Source organism: Nocardioides szechwanensis (assembly GCF_900103935.1).
In the GTDB taxonomy this organism is placed as follows: domain Bacteria; phylum Actinomycetota; class Actinomycetes; order Propionibacteriales; family Nocardioidaceae; genus Nocardioides; species Nocardioides szechwanensis.
Genome location: NZ_FNIC01000001.1, coordinates 759,489 through 775,796, shown reverse-complemented (window position 1 = coordinate 775,796; position 16,308 = coordinate 759,489). Strand labels below are relative to the sequence as shown.

The following is a 16,308-nucleotide window of genomic DNA, read 5'->3' as shown; positions in this document are numbered from 1 at the left end:
AGCCCATCGACCCCCGGAGGACGCACATGACTGACCGACTCAAGGCACTGGCGGACGCAGGGGTGTCCATCTGGCTCGACGACCTCTCCCGCGAGCGGATCGAGACCGGCAACCTCGCCGACCTCGTCAAGGAGAAGTCGGTGGTCGGCGTGACGACCAACCCGACGATCTTCGCCGGCGCGATCGCCAACGGCGAGCGCTACGACGACCAGGTGAGGTCGCTCGTGGCCGAGGGTGCGCCCGTGGAGAAGGTGATCTTCGCGCTCACCACCGACGACGTGCGCAACGCGTGCGACGTACTCGCACCCGTGGCCGACGGGAGCCCGTCCGACGGCCGGGTCTCCATCGAGGTCGAGCCCGACCTCGCCAACGACACCGAGGGCACCCTCGCGTCGGCGCAGGCGCTCTGGAAGGCCGTCGACCGACCCAACGTGCTGATCAAGATCCCCGCCACCCTCGAGGGGCTTCCTGCGATCACCGCCGCGATCGCCGAGGGCATCAGCGTCAACGTCACGCTGATCTTCAGCATCGAGCGCTACCGCGCGGTGATGGACGCCTACCTCACCGGCCTCGAGCAGGCCCGCGAGTCCGGGCTCGACCTGTCGACGATCCAGTCGGTGGCGTCGTTCTTCGTCTCCCGCGTCGACTCCGAGGTCGACAAGCGCCTCAACGCGATCGGCACCGACGAGGCAGCGGCTCTCAAGGGCAAGGCGGCCGTCGCCAACGCGCGACTGGCCTACGGCGCCTTCCAGGAGGTGCACGACAGCGACCGCTGGCGCGCCCTGGCCGAGGCCGGCGCCCACGCCCAGCGTCCGCTGTGGGCCTCCACCGGCGTCAAGGACCCCGCCTACCCCGACACCCTCTACGTCACCGAGCTGGTCGTCGCCGACACCGTCAACACGATGCCGGAGAAGACGATGGAGGCGTTCGCCGACCACGGCAAGGTCACCGGCGACACCGTCACCGGCAAGGCCGCCGAGGCGCAGGAGGTCTTCGACCGGTTGGCCGACGTCGGCATCGACTTCGACGACGTGCTGCTGGTGCTGGAGCAGGAGGGCGTCGACAAGTTCAAGAAGTCGTGGGACGAGCTCGTCGAGACCGTCCGCGGCCAGATGGACGCGAGCGCGTCATGACCGGGTCCGCGTGGAACGCCGTCAGTGGTGACGGCTTCGCGCTGACGTTCGGCTACGCCGACGAGGCGGCGTACGCCGCGACCGTCGAGGCGCTGGTCGCCGACGGCGTGGCGAGCCGGATCGCCGGGCGCGACGCCACCCTCTGGGGCCCCGAGGCCGAGGAGGAGTCCGGCAAGCGCCTCGGTTGGGTCGACCTGTCCGTCCGGTCGCGCGCGCTCGTCTCCGACATCGCCGCGGTCGAGGTGCAGCTGCGCCAGCGTGGCGTCTTCCGGGTGGTGCTGTGCGGCATGGGCGGCTCGTCGCTCGCGCCCGAGGTGATCTGCGCGGCCGACGGCGTCGAGCTCGAGGTGCTCGACTCCTCCGACCCCGACTTCGTGCGCAAGGCGGTCGAGGGCAAGCTCGACGAGACCGTGGTCGTGGTCTCCAGCAAGTCCGGGGGCACCGTCGAGACCGACAGCCAGCGGCGTGCCTTCGAGCGCGCCTTCCGCGACGTCGGCATCGACCCCTGTGGCCGGATCGTGGTCGTGACGGATCCCGGGTCGCCGCTCGAGGCGTCGGCGCGCGAGGCGGGCTACCGCGTGTTCCTGGCCGACCCCGAGGTCGGCGGCCGCTACTCCGCGCTCACCGCGTTCGGGCTGGTGCCCAGCGGGCTGGCCAACGCCAACATCGCCACCCTGCTCGACGAGGCCGAGGCCATCCGGCCGGCCCTCGAGGCCGACTCCCCCGACAACCCCGGGCTGCGGCTCGGCGCCCTGCTCGCGGCGGCCAACCTGGCCGGTGCCGACAAGATGGTGCTGGCCAACGCCGGGTCGTCGTTCCCCGGGTTCGGTGACTGGGCCGAGCAGCTGGTCGCCGAGTCCACCGGCAAGAACGGCCGCGGCATCCTCCCGGTCGTCGTCGACGCGCTCGACTCCCCCAACTTCGTGCCCAGCACGCCCGACGAGGTGCTGGTCACCTTCGGTCCCGGCCAGGTCTTCGACACGGTCCGCCCGGCCTCCGGGTGGGGCGCCACCGTCGACGCGCCGCTGGGTGCCCAGATGCTGCTGTGGGAGTACGCCACCGCGGTCGCGGGCCGAATCCTGGGGATCAACCCCTTCGACCAGCCCGACGTCGAGAGCGCCAAGTCCGCCGCCCGCGAGATGCTCGACGGCGGCGGCGAGCAGCCGACGCCGGTCTTCGTCGACGGCCCGGTCGCGGTCTACGCCTCTCCCGGGTGGCTGCCCGACGGCACCGCCACCGTCACCGACGCCGTGGCGGCACTGCTCGGCACGCTCGACGCCGACCATGGCTACCTCGCCGTCCAGGCCTACCTCGACCGCCACCGCGACGCCGCGCTGGCGGGCACCCGCGACACCCTCGCGGTGCGCACCGGCCGGCCGGTGACCTTCGGGTGGGGGCCGCGCTTCCTGCACTCCACCGGGCAATACCACAAGGGCGGCCCCGACACCGGGGTCTACCTCCAGGTCACGGGGCAGCCGGTCGCCGACCTCGCCGTACCCGACCGGCCGTTCACGTTCCACGAGTTCCTCACCGCCCAGGCGGTCGGCGACGGAAAGGTCCTCGCCGACAAGGGCCGGCCCGTGCTGCGGCTCCACGTGAGCACCCCGGCCGACCTCGACGGCCTGCGCGCGGAGCTCGCATGACCTGGACCAACCCGCTGCGCGACCCGCGCGACCGGCGGCTCCCACGCATCGCCGGGCCTTGCGGCATGGTGCTGTTCGGCGTCACCGGCGACCTGTCGCGCAAGAAGATCATGCCGGCGATCTACGACCTCGCCAACCGCGGTCTTCTGCCCCCGGGCTTCAGCCTGGTGGGCTTCGCACGCCGTGACTGGGCCGACCAGGACTTCGCGCAGATCGTGCACGACTCGGTGAAGTCCTACGCCCGCACGGAGTTCCGCGAGGAGGTCTGGAAGCAGCTGGCCGAGGGCTTCCGGTTCGTCCAGGGCGACTTCGACGACGACGAGGCGTTCGAGCAGCTGCGCCAGACGACCGAGGAGCTCGACCGCACCCGCGGCACGGAGGGCAACCACGCGTTCTACCTCGCCATCCCGCCGGGCTTCTTCGGCACCGTTGCCGCGCAGCTCAAGGAGCACGGCCTGGCCGACCCGGACGGCGACTCGTGGCGGCGGGTCGTGGTGGAGAAGCCGTTCGGGCACGACCTGGAGTCGGCGCAGGCGCTCAACGCGTCGCTGGCCGAGGTCTTCCCGTCGGGGTCGATCTTCCGGATCGACCACTACCTCGGCAAGGAGACGGTCCAGAACATCCTGGCGACGCGCTTCTCCAACATGATGTTCGAGCCCTTGTGGAACAACAACTACGTCGACCACGTGCAGATCACCATGGCCGAGGACGTCGGCATCGGCGGCCGCGCCGGCTACTACGACGGCATCGGCGCCGCGCGTGACGTCATCCAGAACCACCTCCTCCAGCTGATGTCGCTCGTCGCGATGGAGGAGCCGACGTCGTTCGACGCCGACAGCCTGCGGATCGAGAAGCAGAAGGTGCTCGCCAGCGTGAAGCTGCCCCGGCGGCTCGACCTCGCGACCGCCCGCGGGCAGTACGCCGCGGGGTGGGCCGGTGGCGAGAAGGTCGCGGGCTTCCTCGAGGAGGACGGCATCCGGGCCACGTCGCGCACCGAGACCTTCGCCGCGATCACGCTCCACGTCGAGACCCGGCGCTGGGCCGGTGTCCCGTTCTACCTGCGCACCGGCAAGCGCCTGGGCCGGCGCGTCACCGAGGTGGCGGTGGTCTTCAAGCGGGCCCCGCACCAGCCGTTCAGCGCCTCCTCGGTCGAGGAGCTCACCCAGAACGCCCTCGTGATCCGGATCCAGCCCGACGAGGGCATGACGCTCCGCTTCGGCTCCAAGGTGCCCGGCACCGCGATGGAGATTCGCGACGTCAACATGGACTTCGCCTATGGCGGGTCCTTCACCGAGGACAGCCCGGAGGCCTACGAGCGGCTGATCCTCGACGTGCTGCTCGGCGACCCGCCGCTGTTCCCGCGCCACGAGGAGGTCGAGCTCTCCTGGAAGATCCTCGACCCGATCCTCGAGGCCTGGGAGCGCAAGGGGAAGCCCGAGCAGTACGGCTCCGGCACCTGGGGCCCGTCGTCGGCCGACAAGATGCTGGCCCGCGACGGACGCGTCTGGAGGAGGCCCTAGTGATCGAGCTCGTCGACACCACGTCAGCCAAGATCGCCGCGGAGTTCGTGCGCGGCCGCAAGAAGGCTGGCAGCCCGGCGATGGGCATGGTGATGACGCTGGTCATCGTCGTACCCGAGGAGGACGCCGAGGACGCGATGAAGGCGGCCCGCGAGGCCTCCCACGAACACCCCGCCCGCGCCCTCGGCGTGATCCTGGGCGACGCGCGCGGAGCAGGCCAGATCAACGCCCAGGTCGGCACCGGCTCCGGCTGGACCGGCGAGACCGCCGTGATCCGGCTCAAGGGCGAGGTCGTCAAGCACGCCGCGTCGGTCGTGCTCCCGCTGCTGCTGCCGGACTCGCCGGTGGCCGTCTGGTGGCCCACCACGGCGCCGGAGGACCCCGCCGCCGACCCGCTCGGCGCGCTCGCCCAGCGACGTATCACCGATGCCGCTGCGGCTCCTCGCGGCAAGAGCACCGCGCTGCACGTGCAGTGCTCGACGTACGTCAAGGGCAACACCGACCTCGCGTGGACCCGGATCACGCCGTGGCGGGCCCTGCTCGCGGCCGCGCTCGACCAGCACCACCTGAAGGTCACCGGTGCCTCCGTCACGGCAGAGCGGATCAGCCCCAGTGCCGACCTGCTGGCCGCGTGGCTCCACGACAACCTGCGGGTGACGGTCGACCGCTCCACCTCACGAGGCCCGGGCATCACCGAGGTGGTCCTCGAGACCGCCGAGGGCCCGATCCGGATCAGCCGGCCCGACGGCAAGCTGGCGACCTACGCGTCACCGGGCAAGCCGGACCGGCCGATCGCGCTCAAGCGGCGCGGGATCCCCGAGCTGCTCGCCGAGGAGCTGCGGCGGCTGGACGAGGACGACGTCTACGCCGCGGTGACCAAGCGCCTGCGCAAGGCCGGGAAGTGAGCACCCCGCTCGTCGAGGTGCACGCCGACGCCGCCGCCCTCGCGACGACGGTCGCCGGCGAGCTGCTCACCCGGCTCGCCGACGCGCAGGCGGCCGGCCACGTGCCGCAGATCGCCCTGACCGGCGGCACCATCGCCGAGACGGTGCACCGCGAGCTGGCCCGTCTCTCCCCCGGCACCGAGGTCGACTGGACCCGGGTGGTCGTGTGGTGGGGCGACGACCGCTTCGTCCCCGCTGACGACCCCGACCGCAACGCCGGACAGGCGCGGCGCGCGTTCCTGGACGCCGTCGGCGCCACCCAGGTCCACGAGCTCCCCTCGAGCGACGGCGGCGACGACGTCGACGCGGCGGCGCTGGCGTTCGAGGAAGTCGTGCACGAGCACGGCGCCGGCGAGTTCGAGGTCGTGATGCTCGGCATCGGGCCCGACGGCCACGTCGCGTCCCTCTTCCCCGGCCACCCTCAGCTCGAGGTCGTCGACCGGATCCTGGTCGGCGTCACCGACTCGCCGAAGCCGCCCCCGCAGCGGATCAGCTTCACATTCCCGGCCCTCAACCGCAGCCGCTCGGTGTGGGTGATCGCCAGCGGCGAGGGCAAGGCGGAGGCCGTGGCGGCCGCGCTCGCCGACACCGGCTCGGTCACCGACACCCCCGCCCGGGGCGTCCACGGCATCGCCGAGACGACGTACTTCCTCGACCGAGCCGCCGCCTCCCACCTCTGAATCAGGCGGCCCTCCACAGCGCGTGAACGCGTCGGATTGCCACTTGGACGTGGCGGGCAGCCCAGACCCTATGAACCTCAAACCGCTCCTGGACCAACCATTCCTCGACCAGTCGTTCCCCCTGCCCGTGGATGAACCGTTCACAACCGCGATGGCGTACGCCGAAGGCGTGACCCGCGCCAACCTCGTGAGACTCGTCGACCTCGGATTCCTGAGACGCCCGATCCGCAACGTCTACGTCTCGACGCAGTTGGGCGACTCACCTCTCCTGCGGGCCAAGTGCCTCGCGCTCGTGGTGCCCCCCGACTGCGTCGTGTGTGACCGACACGCCGGCTGGCTGCTCGGCGCCGAGATGATCCTCGCCCCCAATGAGCACCTTGATCTCAGCGCGATCTCGATGTTCAGACCCTCAGATCATGGACGCCTGCGCAACCCGCTGGCAGACAGCGGTGAGCGCAACCTCGTCCCCAGCGACATCATGGAGGTCGCCGGGCTGCTGGTGACGACGCCACTGCGCACCGCCTGGGACCTGGGCCGCGTCCGGTCCCGTGAACGGACGTTGGCCGCGCTTGACGCGATGTTGCGCACGCGCCTGTTCACACACGAGGAGCTCCTCGATGGCGTCACACGATTCCGCGGGATGCGCTGGGTGAGGAACCTTCGTGCCCTCGCTCCCATGGCGGATGGAGCGGCCGCGTCGCCCGGCGAGTCCATCCTTCGGCTGCGATGGCTTGACCGGGGGCTCCCCCGCCCTCAGCTGCAGGTTGAGGTGTGGGTCGACGGCGTCCTGGCCGCCCTCCTCGACATCGCACACGAAGATCTGCGGTTCGCGGCGGAGTACGACGGTGCCGAGTGGCATGGCTCGCCCGCCCAGCAGGAGCACGACCGTCGTCGGCGCGAGTTGGTCCGGGAGCAGGGTTGGGTCGTGACCCCGTTCGTGGCCAGTGACGTGTTCGGTCGGGAGCGGCGCTGCGACCAGATGCTCTTGGACGGTGTGCGCCAGGCTCGGACCCTGCGCGGAAGCCTCATCGACTCGGCGAGTCGGCTCTAAGAGTCTGCACAAGCGCCGACTCGGCGTAAATCCAGCGTGCACAAGCGCCGACTCGCGGAGGGTCAGAAGATGATGTCGCCGGACTTGCGGCGCGAGCGGAGGAGCTGGATCGCCTCGTCGAGGATGTTGGCCGCCTCGACGTCGGAGCGGCGCTCCTTCACGTAGGCCAGGTGCGTCTTGTAGGGCTCGACCTTGGTGGCCGGCGGGGCGTTGTCGGAGTCGCGGCCTGCGGGGAGACCGCACTTGGGGCAGTCCCACGAGTCGGGGGCGACGGCCTCGACCGAGAAGGTCACGACCGACGTGTGCCCCCGCGAGCAGAAGTAGGTGACCGCCTGGCGCGGGGCAGCCTCGCCCCGCTCGGCCTCACCCATGGGTCCGGCGCCGACTCGGCTGCCGCGAATGGCACTACCTCCACCAGCCACGTGTCTTGCCTCTCAGTTCTGGTAAGCGAGCAACAGGCCTAGCGCGATCACGCAGGCGAACCAGATGACGCCGATACCGACCGTGAAGCGGTCCAGGTTGCGCTCGGCGACCGAGGATCCGCCGAGCGAGCTGCTGACGCCACCGCCGAACATGTCGGACAGGCCACCGCCGCGGCCCTTGTGCAGAAGCACGAGGACGATCAGTAGGGAGCTCGTGATGACGAGCAGAACAGTGAAGAGCGTTGTCACAGGCGGGAATCCTACGTCACGGGTCGGGAGATCAGAGGACCGGCATGTCGTAGAAGCGGCAGATGCCGCCGAACTCGTCCGCCTGGAGGCTCGCGCCACCCACCAGGGCGCCGTCCACATCGTCCTTCGCCATGATGCCGGCGACGTTGGAAGCCTTCACCGAACCGCCGTAGAGGATCCGCAGACCGTCGGCCGCGGCGTCGCCGTGGACCTCCCGGATCCGGGCCCGGATCGCGGCGCACACCTCCTGTGCGTCCTCGGGCGTGGCCACCTCACCGGTGCCGATGGCCCACACGGGCTCGTAGGCCACGACCAGCCCGGCGACCTGCTCGGCGGTGAAGCCCGCGAGCGACCCGTCGACCTGCGCGAGCGTGTAGGGCACGTGCTCGCCGGCCTGGCGGATCTCCAGCCCCTCCCCGACGCACACGATCGGCGTCAGGTCGGCAGCGTGGGCCTTGTGTGCCTTGGCGTTGACGGTCTCGTCGCTCTCGGCGTGGTACTCGCGCCGCTCCGAGTGGCCGACCACGACGTAGGAGCAGCCGAGCTTGGCGAGCATGCCCGCCGAGATCTCACCGGTGTAGGCGCCGGAGTCCTGCGTGGAGACGTCCTGGGCGGCGTACTTGACCGAGAGCCGGTCGCCGTCGACGAGCGTCTGCACCGACCGCAGGTCGGTGAACGGCGGACAGACGACCACCTCCACCTTGGAGTAGTCGTGCCGCTTGTCCGACAGCGTCCACGCGAGCTTCTGGACCAGCACCACCGCTTCCTGGTGGTTGAGGTTCATCTTCCAGTTGCCCGCCATCAGCGGGGTGCGTACGGCGGTGTTCGACGCCATGGGTGTCAGTCCTCCAAGACTGTGATGCCGGGCAGTTCCTTGCCCTCGAGGTACTCCAGGCTCGCTCCACCACCGGTGGAGATGTGCCCGAAGGCGGCTTCGTCGAAGCCGAGCTTGCGCACGGCGGCGGCGGAGTCGCCACCGCCGACTACCGAGAGTCCGTCGATCGCGGTCAGCGCCTGGGCGACGGCACGGGTGCCGTCGGCGAACGCATCGACCTCGAAGACGCCCATCGGTCCGTTCCAGAAGACCGTCTTGGCGCCCTCGAGCGCGGCGGCGAACGCCGCGCCGGACTCGGGCCCGATGTCCAGGCCGAGGCTGTCAGCCGGGATCTCCGAGGAAGGTACGACGGTCGGGTGCGGCTCGGTGCCCGCGGACGGGAACGTCGTGTCGACCACGATGTCGGTGGGGAGCACGATCTCGACGCCCGACTCCTGCGCGCGGGTGAGGTAGGACCGGCACACGTCGAGCTGGTCCTCCTCGAGCAGGCTCTTGCCGACCTCGTGGCCCTGGGCCTTGAGGAAGGTGAAGACCATGCCGCCGCCGATCAGCAGCTTGTCGGCCTTGCCGAGCAGGTTGTCGATGACGCCGAGCTTGTCGGAGACCTTCGACCCGCCGAGCACGACGACGTAGGGCCGGGCCGGGTCGACCGTGAGCCGACGCAGCACGTCGATCTCCTTGGCCACCAGGCCGCCCATGGCGTGCGGCAGCCGCTGCGCGACGTCGTAGACCGACGCCTGCTTGCGGTGCACGACCCCGAACCCGTCGGAGACGAACGCGTCGGCCAGCTCGGCGAGCTGGTCGGCGAAGGCGCCGCGCTCGGCCTCGTCCTTGCTGGTCTCGCCCGCGTTGAAGCGGACGTTCTCGAGGACGGCGACCTCGCCGTCCCCGAGCGCGTCCACGGTCTGCCGGGCAGACTCCCCCACCGTGTCGGTGGCGAAGGCGACGGGAGCCCCGAGGAGCTCGCTGAGCCGGGCCGCCACCGGGCGCAGGGAGTAGGCCGGGTCAGGAGCGCCCTTGGGCCGCCCCAGGTGGGCGACGACCGCCACCCGGGCACCGGCGTCGACCAGGCTCCGGATGGTCGGGACGCTGGCCCGGATCCGGCCGTCGTCGGTGATGGTGGTGCCGTCGAGCGGGACGTTGAGGTCCGACCGGACCAGGACCCGCTTGCCGCGGACGTCGCCCAGGGAGGAGAGGTCGCTCACGTCAGAGGGTCTCGCCGACGTAGTTGACCAGGTCCACGAGGCGGTTGGAGTAGCCCCACTCGTTGTCGTACCAGCCGACGACCTTGACCTGGTTGCCGATGACCTTGGTCAGCGGCGCGTCGAAGATGCACGACGCCGGGTCGGTGGTGATGTCGCTGGAGACGATCGGGTCCTCGCTGTAGCGCAGGATCTTGCCATCGGCCGCGGCCTTCATGAGCGCGTTGACCTCTTCGACGGTGGTCTCGCGACCGGCCTCGAAGGTCAGGTCCGTCGCCGAGCCGGTGGGCACGGGGACGCGCAGGGCGTAGCCGTCGAGCTTGCCCTTGAGCTCGGGCATGACCAGGCCGATCGCCTTGGCGGCACCGGTGCTGGTCGGGACGATGTTGGTCGCCGCTGCGCGGGCACGCCGCAGGTCCTTGTGGGGACCGTCGAGGAGGTTCTGGTCGCCGGTGTAGGCGTGGATGGTGGTCATCAGGCCCTTGACGATGCCGAGCTCGTCGCTGAGCACCTTGGCCATCGGGGCGAGGCAGTTGGTCGTGCAGGAGGCGTTGGAGATGATCGCGTGCGACGCCGGGTCGTAGTCGCCCTCGTTGACGCCGAACACGATGGTGACGTCCTCGTTCTTGGCCGGGGCCGAGATGATGACCTTCTTGGCGCCGCCGTCGATGTGGGCCTTGGCCTTGGTCGCGTCGGTGAAGAAGCCGGTCGACTCGATCACGATGTCGGCACCGAGGTCGCCCCACGGCAGGGCAGCGGGGTCCTTCTCCTCGAACACCTTGAACGTGTGGCCGGCGGCCGTGATCTCGGTGTCGGTGTGGGTCACGTCGCCTTCGAGGCGGCCGAGGATCGAGTCGTACTTCAGCAGGGTGGCGAGGGTCTTGTTGTCCGTCAGGTCGTTGACGGCCACGATCTCGATGTCGGCTCCGGAGGCCACGACGGCCCGGAAGAAGTTGCGGCCGATTCGGCCGAATCCGTTGATGCCTACACGTACGGTCACTGCGATTGCTCCTAGCGGTGAGCTGGTGGGCGACGCTCGGGGACTCTGTGGAGCCGCGTCGCGTTCGACCCTATCGGTTCAGTCTGTACATCCAGCCTGTCGTCCCGCGGTACCAACGGGTAACTCACCTTGGTCCCGACAAGGGGGGACCTAAGCCTGGCCGAAGCCCGGCCTCAGACCTCGTCGGCGAGCATCTCGGGCGTCAGCGACGCCTCGGTGTCGGGGATGCCGAGCTCCTCGGCGCGCTTGTCGGCCATGGCCAGCAGCCGGCGGATGCGCCCGGCGATGGCGTCCTTGGTGAGCACCGGCTCGTGCAGCTGGCCGAGCTCCTCGAGCGAGGCCTGCTTGTGCTCGAGCCGCAGGGAGCCGGCGAGCTTGAGGTGGTCGGGGATCTCGTCGCCGAGGATCTCGAGCGCGCGCTCCACGCGGGCGCCGGCCGCGACCGCGGCGCGGGCCGAGCGGCGCAGGTTGGCGTCGTCGAAGTTGGCGAGACGGTTGGCGGTCGCCCGCACCTCGCGCCGCATCCGGCGCTCCTCCCAGGCCATCAGCGCCTCGTGGGCACCGAGGCGGGTCAGGAGCTGGCCGATCGCGTCGCCGTCGCGGATCACGACGCGGTCGACACCGCGGACCTCGCGGGCCTTGGCCTGGATGCCCAGGCGACGGGCCACGCCGACCAGGGCGAGCCCGGCCTCGGGGCCGGGGCAGGTGACCTCGAGGGACGACGAGCGTCCGGGCTCGGTCAGCGAGCCGTGCGCGAGGAAGGCGCCGCGCCAGGCGGCCACGGCGTCACAGCCGCCTCCGGAGACAACGGCCGGAGGCAACCCGCGCACGGGCCGGCCACGCTGGTCGAGCAGTCCGGTCTGGCGGGCCAGGGCCTCGCCGTCCTTGGTGACGCGCACGATGTAGCGGCTGCCCTTGCGGATCCCGGCGCCCTGCACCATGACCACGTCAGAGCTGTGGCCGTAGACCTCGGCGATGTCCTTGCGCAGCCGACGTGCCGCAGCGCCGGTGTCCAGCTCGGCCTCGACGACGATCTTGCCGCTGACGATGTGGAGCCCGCCGGCGAACCTCAGCATCGAGGCGACCTCGGCCTTGCGGCAGCAGGTCTTCGTGATCTGGGTGCTGGACAGCTCCGCCTTCACCTGGGCCGTCATTGCCATGGGGCGATCCTTGCACGCGCGTCAATCACCCTCGTGGGCAGGCCGGGGCCGGGCTGGGGCCGGGCTGGGGCTAGGAGTCGGCGAAGATCCGCGCATAGGCCGCGGCCAGCTTGGCGGGGTCGTGCCGTGGGGACCCGTCGTCGACCATCACGTCGTCGAGCACCAGCCGGGCGCCGTACGCCGCGACGGTCGCCGCCAACGTGTCGGCGTCGGCCCCGACGGAGCGGCGGTCGGCGAGGACGGCGTAGGGCTTCAGATCGGGTGCGTGCTCGATGAGGGTGGCCAGGTGGTCTCCGGGGCCGAGCCCGATGGTCTCCCCCGGCTGCTCCTCGAGGTTGAGCACCACGACCAGCCGGGCGTCGCTGGTCACGATCGCCTCGCGCAGCGCGGGGATCATCAGGTGCGGAATGACCGAGGTGAACCACGAGCCCGGACCGAGCACCAGCCAGTCGGCGGCGTGGACGGCGGCCACCGACTCGGGACACACGGTCGGGTCGGCGGGCTCCAGTCCGATCGAGGTGATCCGCCCCTCGGTGGTCGCGACCTCGACCTGTCCCCGGACCGTGACCCGCGCGTCAGGGTCGTCGGGGGTCAGCCCGGCCACCTCGGCGGTGATCACCATGGGGGTCAGCGCCATCGGCAGCACCCGTCCCTTGGCACCAAGCAGCCGTCCGACCCAGTCGAGCGCTTGGACGTGGTCGCCGAGCAGCTCCCACAGGCTCACGATCAGCAGGTTGCCCACGACGTGGCCGCGCATCTCGCCCGCGCCCTCGAAGCGGTGCTGGAGGACGCGCGACCAGGTGACGTCCCACGTGTCGTTGCCGCAGAGCGCCGCCAGCGCCATCCGCAGGTCGCCCGGTGGCAGCACCCCGAACTCCCCGCGCAGCCGCCCCGACGAGCCGCCGTCGTCGGCGACGGTGACGACGGCGGTCAGGTCGTCGACGGTGAGGTCGTCCACGAGCAGCCGCAGCGCCGTCAACGACGCGTGGAGGCCGTGGCCGCCGCCGAAGGCGACCACCGACTGCGCGCGCATCTCGGTCACTCGCGTCCCAGGTCGCGGTGGGTCACGCGTACGTCGAGCCCGTCGGCCACGAGACGGCGCGCGATCTCCTCGCTCATCGCCACGCTGCGGTGCTTGCCGCCGGTGCAGCCGATGGCGACCCGCATGAAGCGCTTGCCCTCGCGCAGGTAGCCGGCGGCGACCCGCGCCAGGACCGGCACGTAGCCGTCGAGAAACTCGTCGGCGCCGTCCTGGGCCCGCACGTAGTCGGCGACGGCGACGTCCTGGCCGGTCCCGGCGCGCAGCTCGGGCACCCAGAACGGGTTGGGCAGGAAGCGCATGTCGGCGACGAAGTCGGCGTCGATGGGGATGCCGTACTTGAAGCCGAAGCTGATCACGTTGACGCTCAGCCGCATCGTCTCGGCCGAGCCGAAGGCCTCACCGATCCGGTCGGTGAGCTGGTGGACGTTGAGCGCCGTGGTGTCGATGAGGAGGTCGGCGTCGCTGCGCAGGTCGGCGAGGACGGTGCGCTCGCGCTGCAGGCCGTCGAGGAGCCGGCCGGTGCCCTGGAGCGGGTGGGGGCGGCGGGCGGCCTCCTGGCGGCGTACGAGCACCTCGTCGGTGGCGTCAAGGAAGACCAGGGTGGTCTGACGACCGGTCGCGCCCTGCGCGAGGTTGGCGTGGAGGGTGTGGAAGAAGGAGCCGGAGCGGACGTCGACGACGACGGCGATCCGCTGGCTGCGGCCGAGCCCGTCATCGACCAGCTTGACGACGTCGGGGAGCAGGCTCGGCGGGAGGTTGTCGACGACGTAGTAGCCGAGGTCCTCGAGCTCCTTGGCGACCGTGCTCCGGCCGGCCCCGGTCATGCCGGTGACGACGACGAGCTCGCCGGTGGCGCTGGGGTGATCCTTGGGCATGCTCAGGACTCCTCGATCTCACCGGTGGCGGTGTTGACGGAGACAGTCTTGCCGGTCGGTGAGGCCTGGGCGACCGCGTCCTTGATGGCGGTCGCCGTTCGCTCGCCGATCCCGGGCACCGTCGCGATCTCGGCGACCGTGGCCAGCCGCAGCTTCTTGAGCGACCCGAAGTGCTTGAGCAGCGTCTTGCGCCGCACCTCGCCGAGGCCGGGGACGTCGTCAAGCAGGCTCTCGACCATGGTCTTGGAGCGCCGGGACCGGTGGTGGGTGATAGCGAAGCGGTGGGCCTCGTCGCGCACCCGCTGGAGGAGGTAGAGGCCCTCGGAGGTGCGGGCCAGGATGACGGGGTCCTCCTGCCCGGGGAGCCAGACCTCCTCGAGCCGCTTGGCCAGGCCGACGACCGGGATGTCGACGATGCCCAGCTCATCGAGGGCCTGCTGGGCGGCCGCGACCTGGGGCGGCCCGCCGTCGACGACCACCAGCCCCGGCGCGTAGGCGAACTTGCGGGGCCGGCCGGTCTCGGGGTCGACCAGCATCGGGCCACTCTCGGTGGCGACCTCCTGGCTCCGGGCCTGCTCGTCGAGCAGCCGCCGGAACCGCCGGGTGATCACCTCGTGCATCGACGCGACGTCGTTCTGGCCGTCGACACCGCGGATGACGAACCGGCGGTACTCGCTCTTGCGGGCCAGCCCGTCCTCGAAGACCACCATCGAGGCCACCACCTCGGTGCCCTGGAGGTTGGAGACGTCGTAGCACTCGATGCGCAGCGGGACCTCGTCGAGCTCCAGCGCCAGCTGGATCTCCTCGAGCGCCCGGTTGCGCGTGGTCAGGTCGCTGGCCCGCTTGGTCTTGTGCAGCACCAGCGCCTGCCCGGCGTTGCGCGCCACCGTCTCCTGGAGGCTCTTCTTGTCGCCGCGCTGGGGCACCCGGATCTGCACCCGGCTCCCCCGCAGGTCGCTGAACAGGGTCTCGAACGTCGCCACGTCCGGCGGCAGCGCCGGCACCAGGATCTCGCGCGGGATGGCGTTCGCCCCCTCGTCGGGCAGAGTTCCGGCGTAGAGCTGGAGCAGGAAGTCCTCGACCAGCTCGGGGGTGCCGCCCTCGTCGACGCGGTCGGCCACCCAACCGCGCTGGCCGCGGATCCGCCCGCCACGCACGTAGAAGATCTGGACGGCCACCTCGAGCGGGTCCTCGGCGAGCGCGATCACGTCGGCGTCGGCGCCGTCGCCGAGCACCACGGCCTGCTTCTCGAGCGCCTTCTCGAGCGCGCCGAGGTCGTCGCGCAGGCGGGCCGCCCGCTCGTAGTCCTGCGCGTCGGACGCGGCGTACATCTCCTTCTCGATGCGGCGCACGAACGGCCGGGTCTGGCCGCCCATGAAGTCGCAGAAGTCGTCGACGATGGCGCGGTGCTCCTCGGGCGACACGTTGCCGACGCACGGCGCGGCGCACTTGCCGATGTAGCCCAGGAGGCACGGACGCCCGATCTGGGCGGACCGCTTGAAGACGCCGTTGCTGCACGAGCGCATCGGGAAGACCCGCAGGAGCACGTCGACGGTCTCGCGGATCGCCCACGCGTGGCTGTAGGGGCCGAAGTAGCGGGTGCCCTTGCGCTTGGCCCCGCGCCCGACCATCACCCGCGGGAACTCGTCACCGACCGTGACCGCCAGCCAGGGGTAGGACTTGTCGTCGCGGTACTTGACGTTGAAGCGCGGGTCGAACTCCTGGATCCAGGAGTACTCCAGCTGCAGCGCCTCGACCTCGGTCTTGACCACCGTCCACTCCACGCTGGCCGCGGTGGTGACCATCGTGGCGGTGCGCTGGTGGAGGTTGCCGACGTCCTGGAAGTACGACGACAGCCGCGCGCGCAGGTTCTTCGCCTTGCCGACGTAGATGACCCGGCCCTTGGCGTCGCGGAAGCGGTAGACACCCGGCTGCGTGGGGATCGAGCCTGGCTCCGGACGATAGGACAGCGGACCCCGGGAGGTACGGGACGGGCGGGTCGGTGGCACGCCTCAACCCTACGGAACGCCGGGGACAGTGGAAGGACTCCGTCCTTCCACTGGGAGTACTCGCTTCGCTCGTCCATCCCGGTCAGTGGGAACTGTCAGGCGGCCAGGATCTGGTCGCCCTTGACGTCGATCGGCACTGAGGCCAGGGCGGACGGAGCCGGACCACCCTTGGCCTCGCCGGTCTCGGCAGAGAACGAGCTCCCGTGGAAGCTGCACCCGATCACGCCGTCCTCGACCGAGGTCACGGTGTTGCCTTCGTGGGTGCACACGGCCGTGAACGCCTTGAAGTCACCCTCGGTCGGCTGGGTGATCACGATCTTCTGGTCGGTCAGGATGATCCCGCCGCCGACCGGCACCTCGGAGGTGGTGGCCAGCGCGGTGCCGGCGTCGGGGGTCTCGTTGTCGGCAGCGTTGTCGTCGTCGGACCCACCGCCGCAGCCGGCGAGGGCGACGGCGACACCGATGGCGCCGAGACCGTGGAAGACGATGCGGCGGGTGGGCTGAAAGCTCGGGCGGTCAGGCATCGGGGCTCCTGGGTGGGAA

General features: G+C 70.9%; 16 protein-coding genes. 6 read left to right on the top strand and 10 right to left on the bottom strand.

The genetic code is table 11. The features are described from left to right. Positions 1-26: 26 nt before the first annotated feature. From tal to BLR90_RS03710, 6 genes are read left to right on the top strand one after another with little or no spacing between them, the layout of a single operon-like run. Positions 27-1,133: a transaldolase gene (gene tal, locus BLR90_RS03735; RefSeq protein ID WP_091022624.1), complete on the top strand. Its 1,107-nt coding sequence runs from the start codon at positions 27-29 to the stop codon at positions 1,131-1,133. Next, positions 1,130-2,776 carry a glucose-6-phosphate isomerase gene (locus tag BLR90_RS03730; protein ID WP_245715136.1) on the top strand — a complete coding sequence of 549 codons (1,647 nt, stop codon included), beginning with the start codon at positions 1,130-1,132 and terminating at the stop codon, positions 2,774-2,776. Before tal ends, BLR90_RS03730 begins: the two co-directional genes overlap by 4 nt. Then, on the top strand, positions 2,773-4,296 hold the full coding sequence (zwf, locus tag BLR90_RS03725; protein ID WP_091022623.1) for a glucose-6-phosphate dehydrogenase: 1,524 nt from the start codon (positions 2,773-2,775) through the stop codon (positions 4,294-4,296). Before BLR90_RS03730 ends, zwf begins: the two co-directional genes overlap by 4 nt. Then, positions 4,296-5,201, top strand: a complete 906-nt coding sequence (locus BLR90_RS03720; RefSeq protein WP_218029281.1) for a glucose-6-phosphate dehydrogenase assembly protein OpcA — start codon at positions 4,296-4,298, stop codon at positions 5,199-5,201. Before zwf ends, BLR90_RS03720 begins: the two co-directional genes overlap by 1 nt. Continuing rightward, the gene (gene pgl / locus BLR90_RS03715; protein WP_091022622.1) at positions 5,198-5,920 is read left to right on the top strand and encodes a 6-phosphogluconolactonase; all 723 of its coding nucleotides are present in this window, start codon (positions 5,198-5,200) and stop codon (positions 5,918-5,920) included. Before BLR90_RS03720 ends, pgl begins: the two co-directional genes overlap by 4 nt. A 49-nt stretch (positions 5,921-5,969) precedes the next feature. After that, a complete protein-coding gene (locus tag BLR90_RS03710; protein WP_245715165.1) occupies positions 5,970-6,971 on the top strand; it encodes a hypothetical protein in 1,002 nt (333 codons plus the stop codon). Positions 6,972-7,033: 62 nt separating this feature from the next. Here BLR90_RS03710 and BLR90_RS03705 read toward each other — a convergent pair whose 3' ends face one another. The 10 genes from BLR90_RS03705 to BLR90_RS03660 form a co-directional block, all read right to left on the bottom strand. Further along, positions 7,034-7,393, bottom strand: coding sequence for an RNA polymerase-binding protein RbpA (locus BLR90_RS03705; RefSeq protein ID WP_091022621.1), 360 nt, complete (start codon positions 7,391-7,393; stop codon positions 7,034-7,036). 12 nt (positions 7,394-7,405) lie between these two features. Further along, positions 7,406-7,642: a preprotein translocase subunit SecG gene (gene secG / locus BLR90_RS03700; protein ID WP_091022620.1), complete on the bottom strand. Its 237-nt coding sequence runs from the start codon at positions 7,640-7,642 to the stop codon at positions 7,406-7,408. A 31-nt stretch (positions 7,643-7,673) separates the two neighbouring features. Continuing rightward, entirely contained in the window at positions 7,674-8,477 is an 804-nt protein-coding gene (gene tpiA, locus BLR90_RS03695; RefSeq protein WP_091022619.1) for a triose-phosphate isomerase, read from the bottom strand. A 5-nt stretch (positions 8,478-8,482) separates the two neighbouring features. Continuing rightward, the gene (locus BLR90_RS03690; RefSeq protein ID WP_091022618.1) at positions 8,483-9,682 is read right to left on the bottom strand and encodes a phosphoglycerate kinase; all 1,200 of its coding nucleotides are present in this window, start codon (positions 9,680-9,682) and stop codon (positions 8,483-8,485) included. A gap of 1 nt (position 9,683) precedes the next feature. Next, positions 9,684-10,679 (bottom strand): type I glyceraldehyde-3-phosphate dehydrogenase, encoded by a 996-nt coding sequence (gene gap / locus BLR90_RS03685; RefSeq protein WP_091022617.1) that lies wholly within the window; start codon positions 10,677-10,679, stop codon positions 9,684-9,686. Positions 10,680-10,852: 173 nt separating this feature from the next. Beyond that, positions 10,853-11,839 (bottom strand): DNA-binding protein WhiA, encoded by a 987-nt coding sequence (gene whiA, locus BLR90_RS03680; protein WP_091022616.1) that lies wholly within the window; start codon positions 11,837-11,839, stop codon positions 10,853-10,855. A 70-nt stretch (positions 11,840-11,909) separates the two neighbouring features. Further along, positions 11,910-12,872: a gluconeogenesis factor YvcK family protein gene (locus tag BLR90_RS03675; protein ID WP_091023239.1), complete on the bottom strand. Its 963-nt coding sequence runs from the start codon at positions 12,870-12,872 to the stop codon at positions 11,910-11,912. A 5-nt stretch (positions 12,873-12,877) separates the two neighbouring features. Then, the gene (rapZ, locus tag BLR90_RS03670) at positions 12,878-13,756 is read right to left on the bottom strand and encodes an RNase adapter RapZ (protein WP_091022615.1); all 879 of its coding nucleotides are present in this window, start codon (positions 13,754-13,756) and stop codon (positions 12,878-12,880) included. Between the two features lie 2 nt (positions 13,757-13,758). Continuing rightward, positions 13,759-15,765: an excinuclease ABC subunit UvrC gene (gene uvrC / locus BLR90_RS03665; protein ID WP_091022614.1), complete on the bottom strand. Its 2,007-nt coding sequence runs from the start codon at positions 15,763-15,765 to the stop codon at positions 13,759-13,761. Between the two features lie 95 nt (positions 15,766-15,860). Then, positions 15,861-16,289: a Rieske (2Fe-2S) protein gene (locus BLR90_RS03660; RefSeq protein WP_091022613.1), complete on the bottom strand. Its 429-nt coding sequence runs from the start codon at positions 16,287-16,289 to the stop codon at positions 15,861-15,863. Between the last annotated feature and the right edge of the window lie 19 nt (positions 16,290-16,308).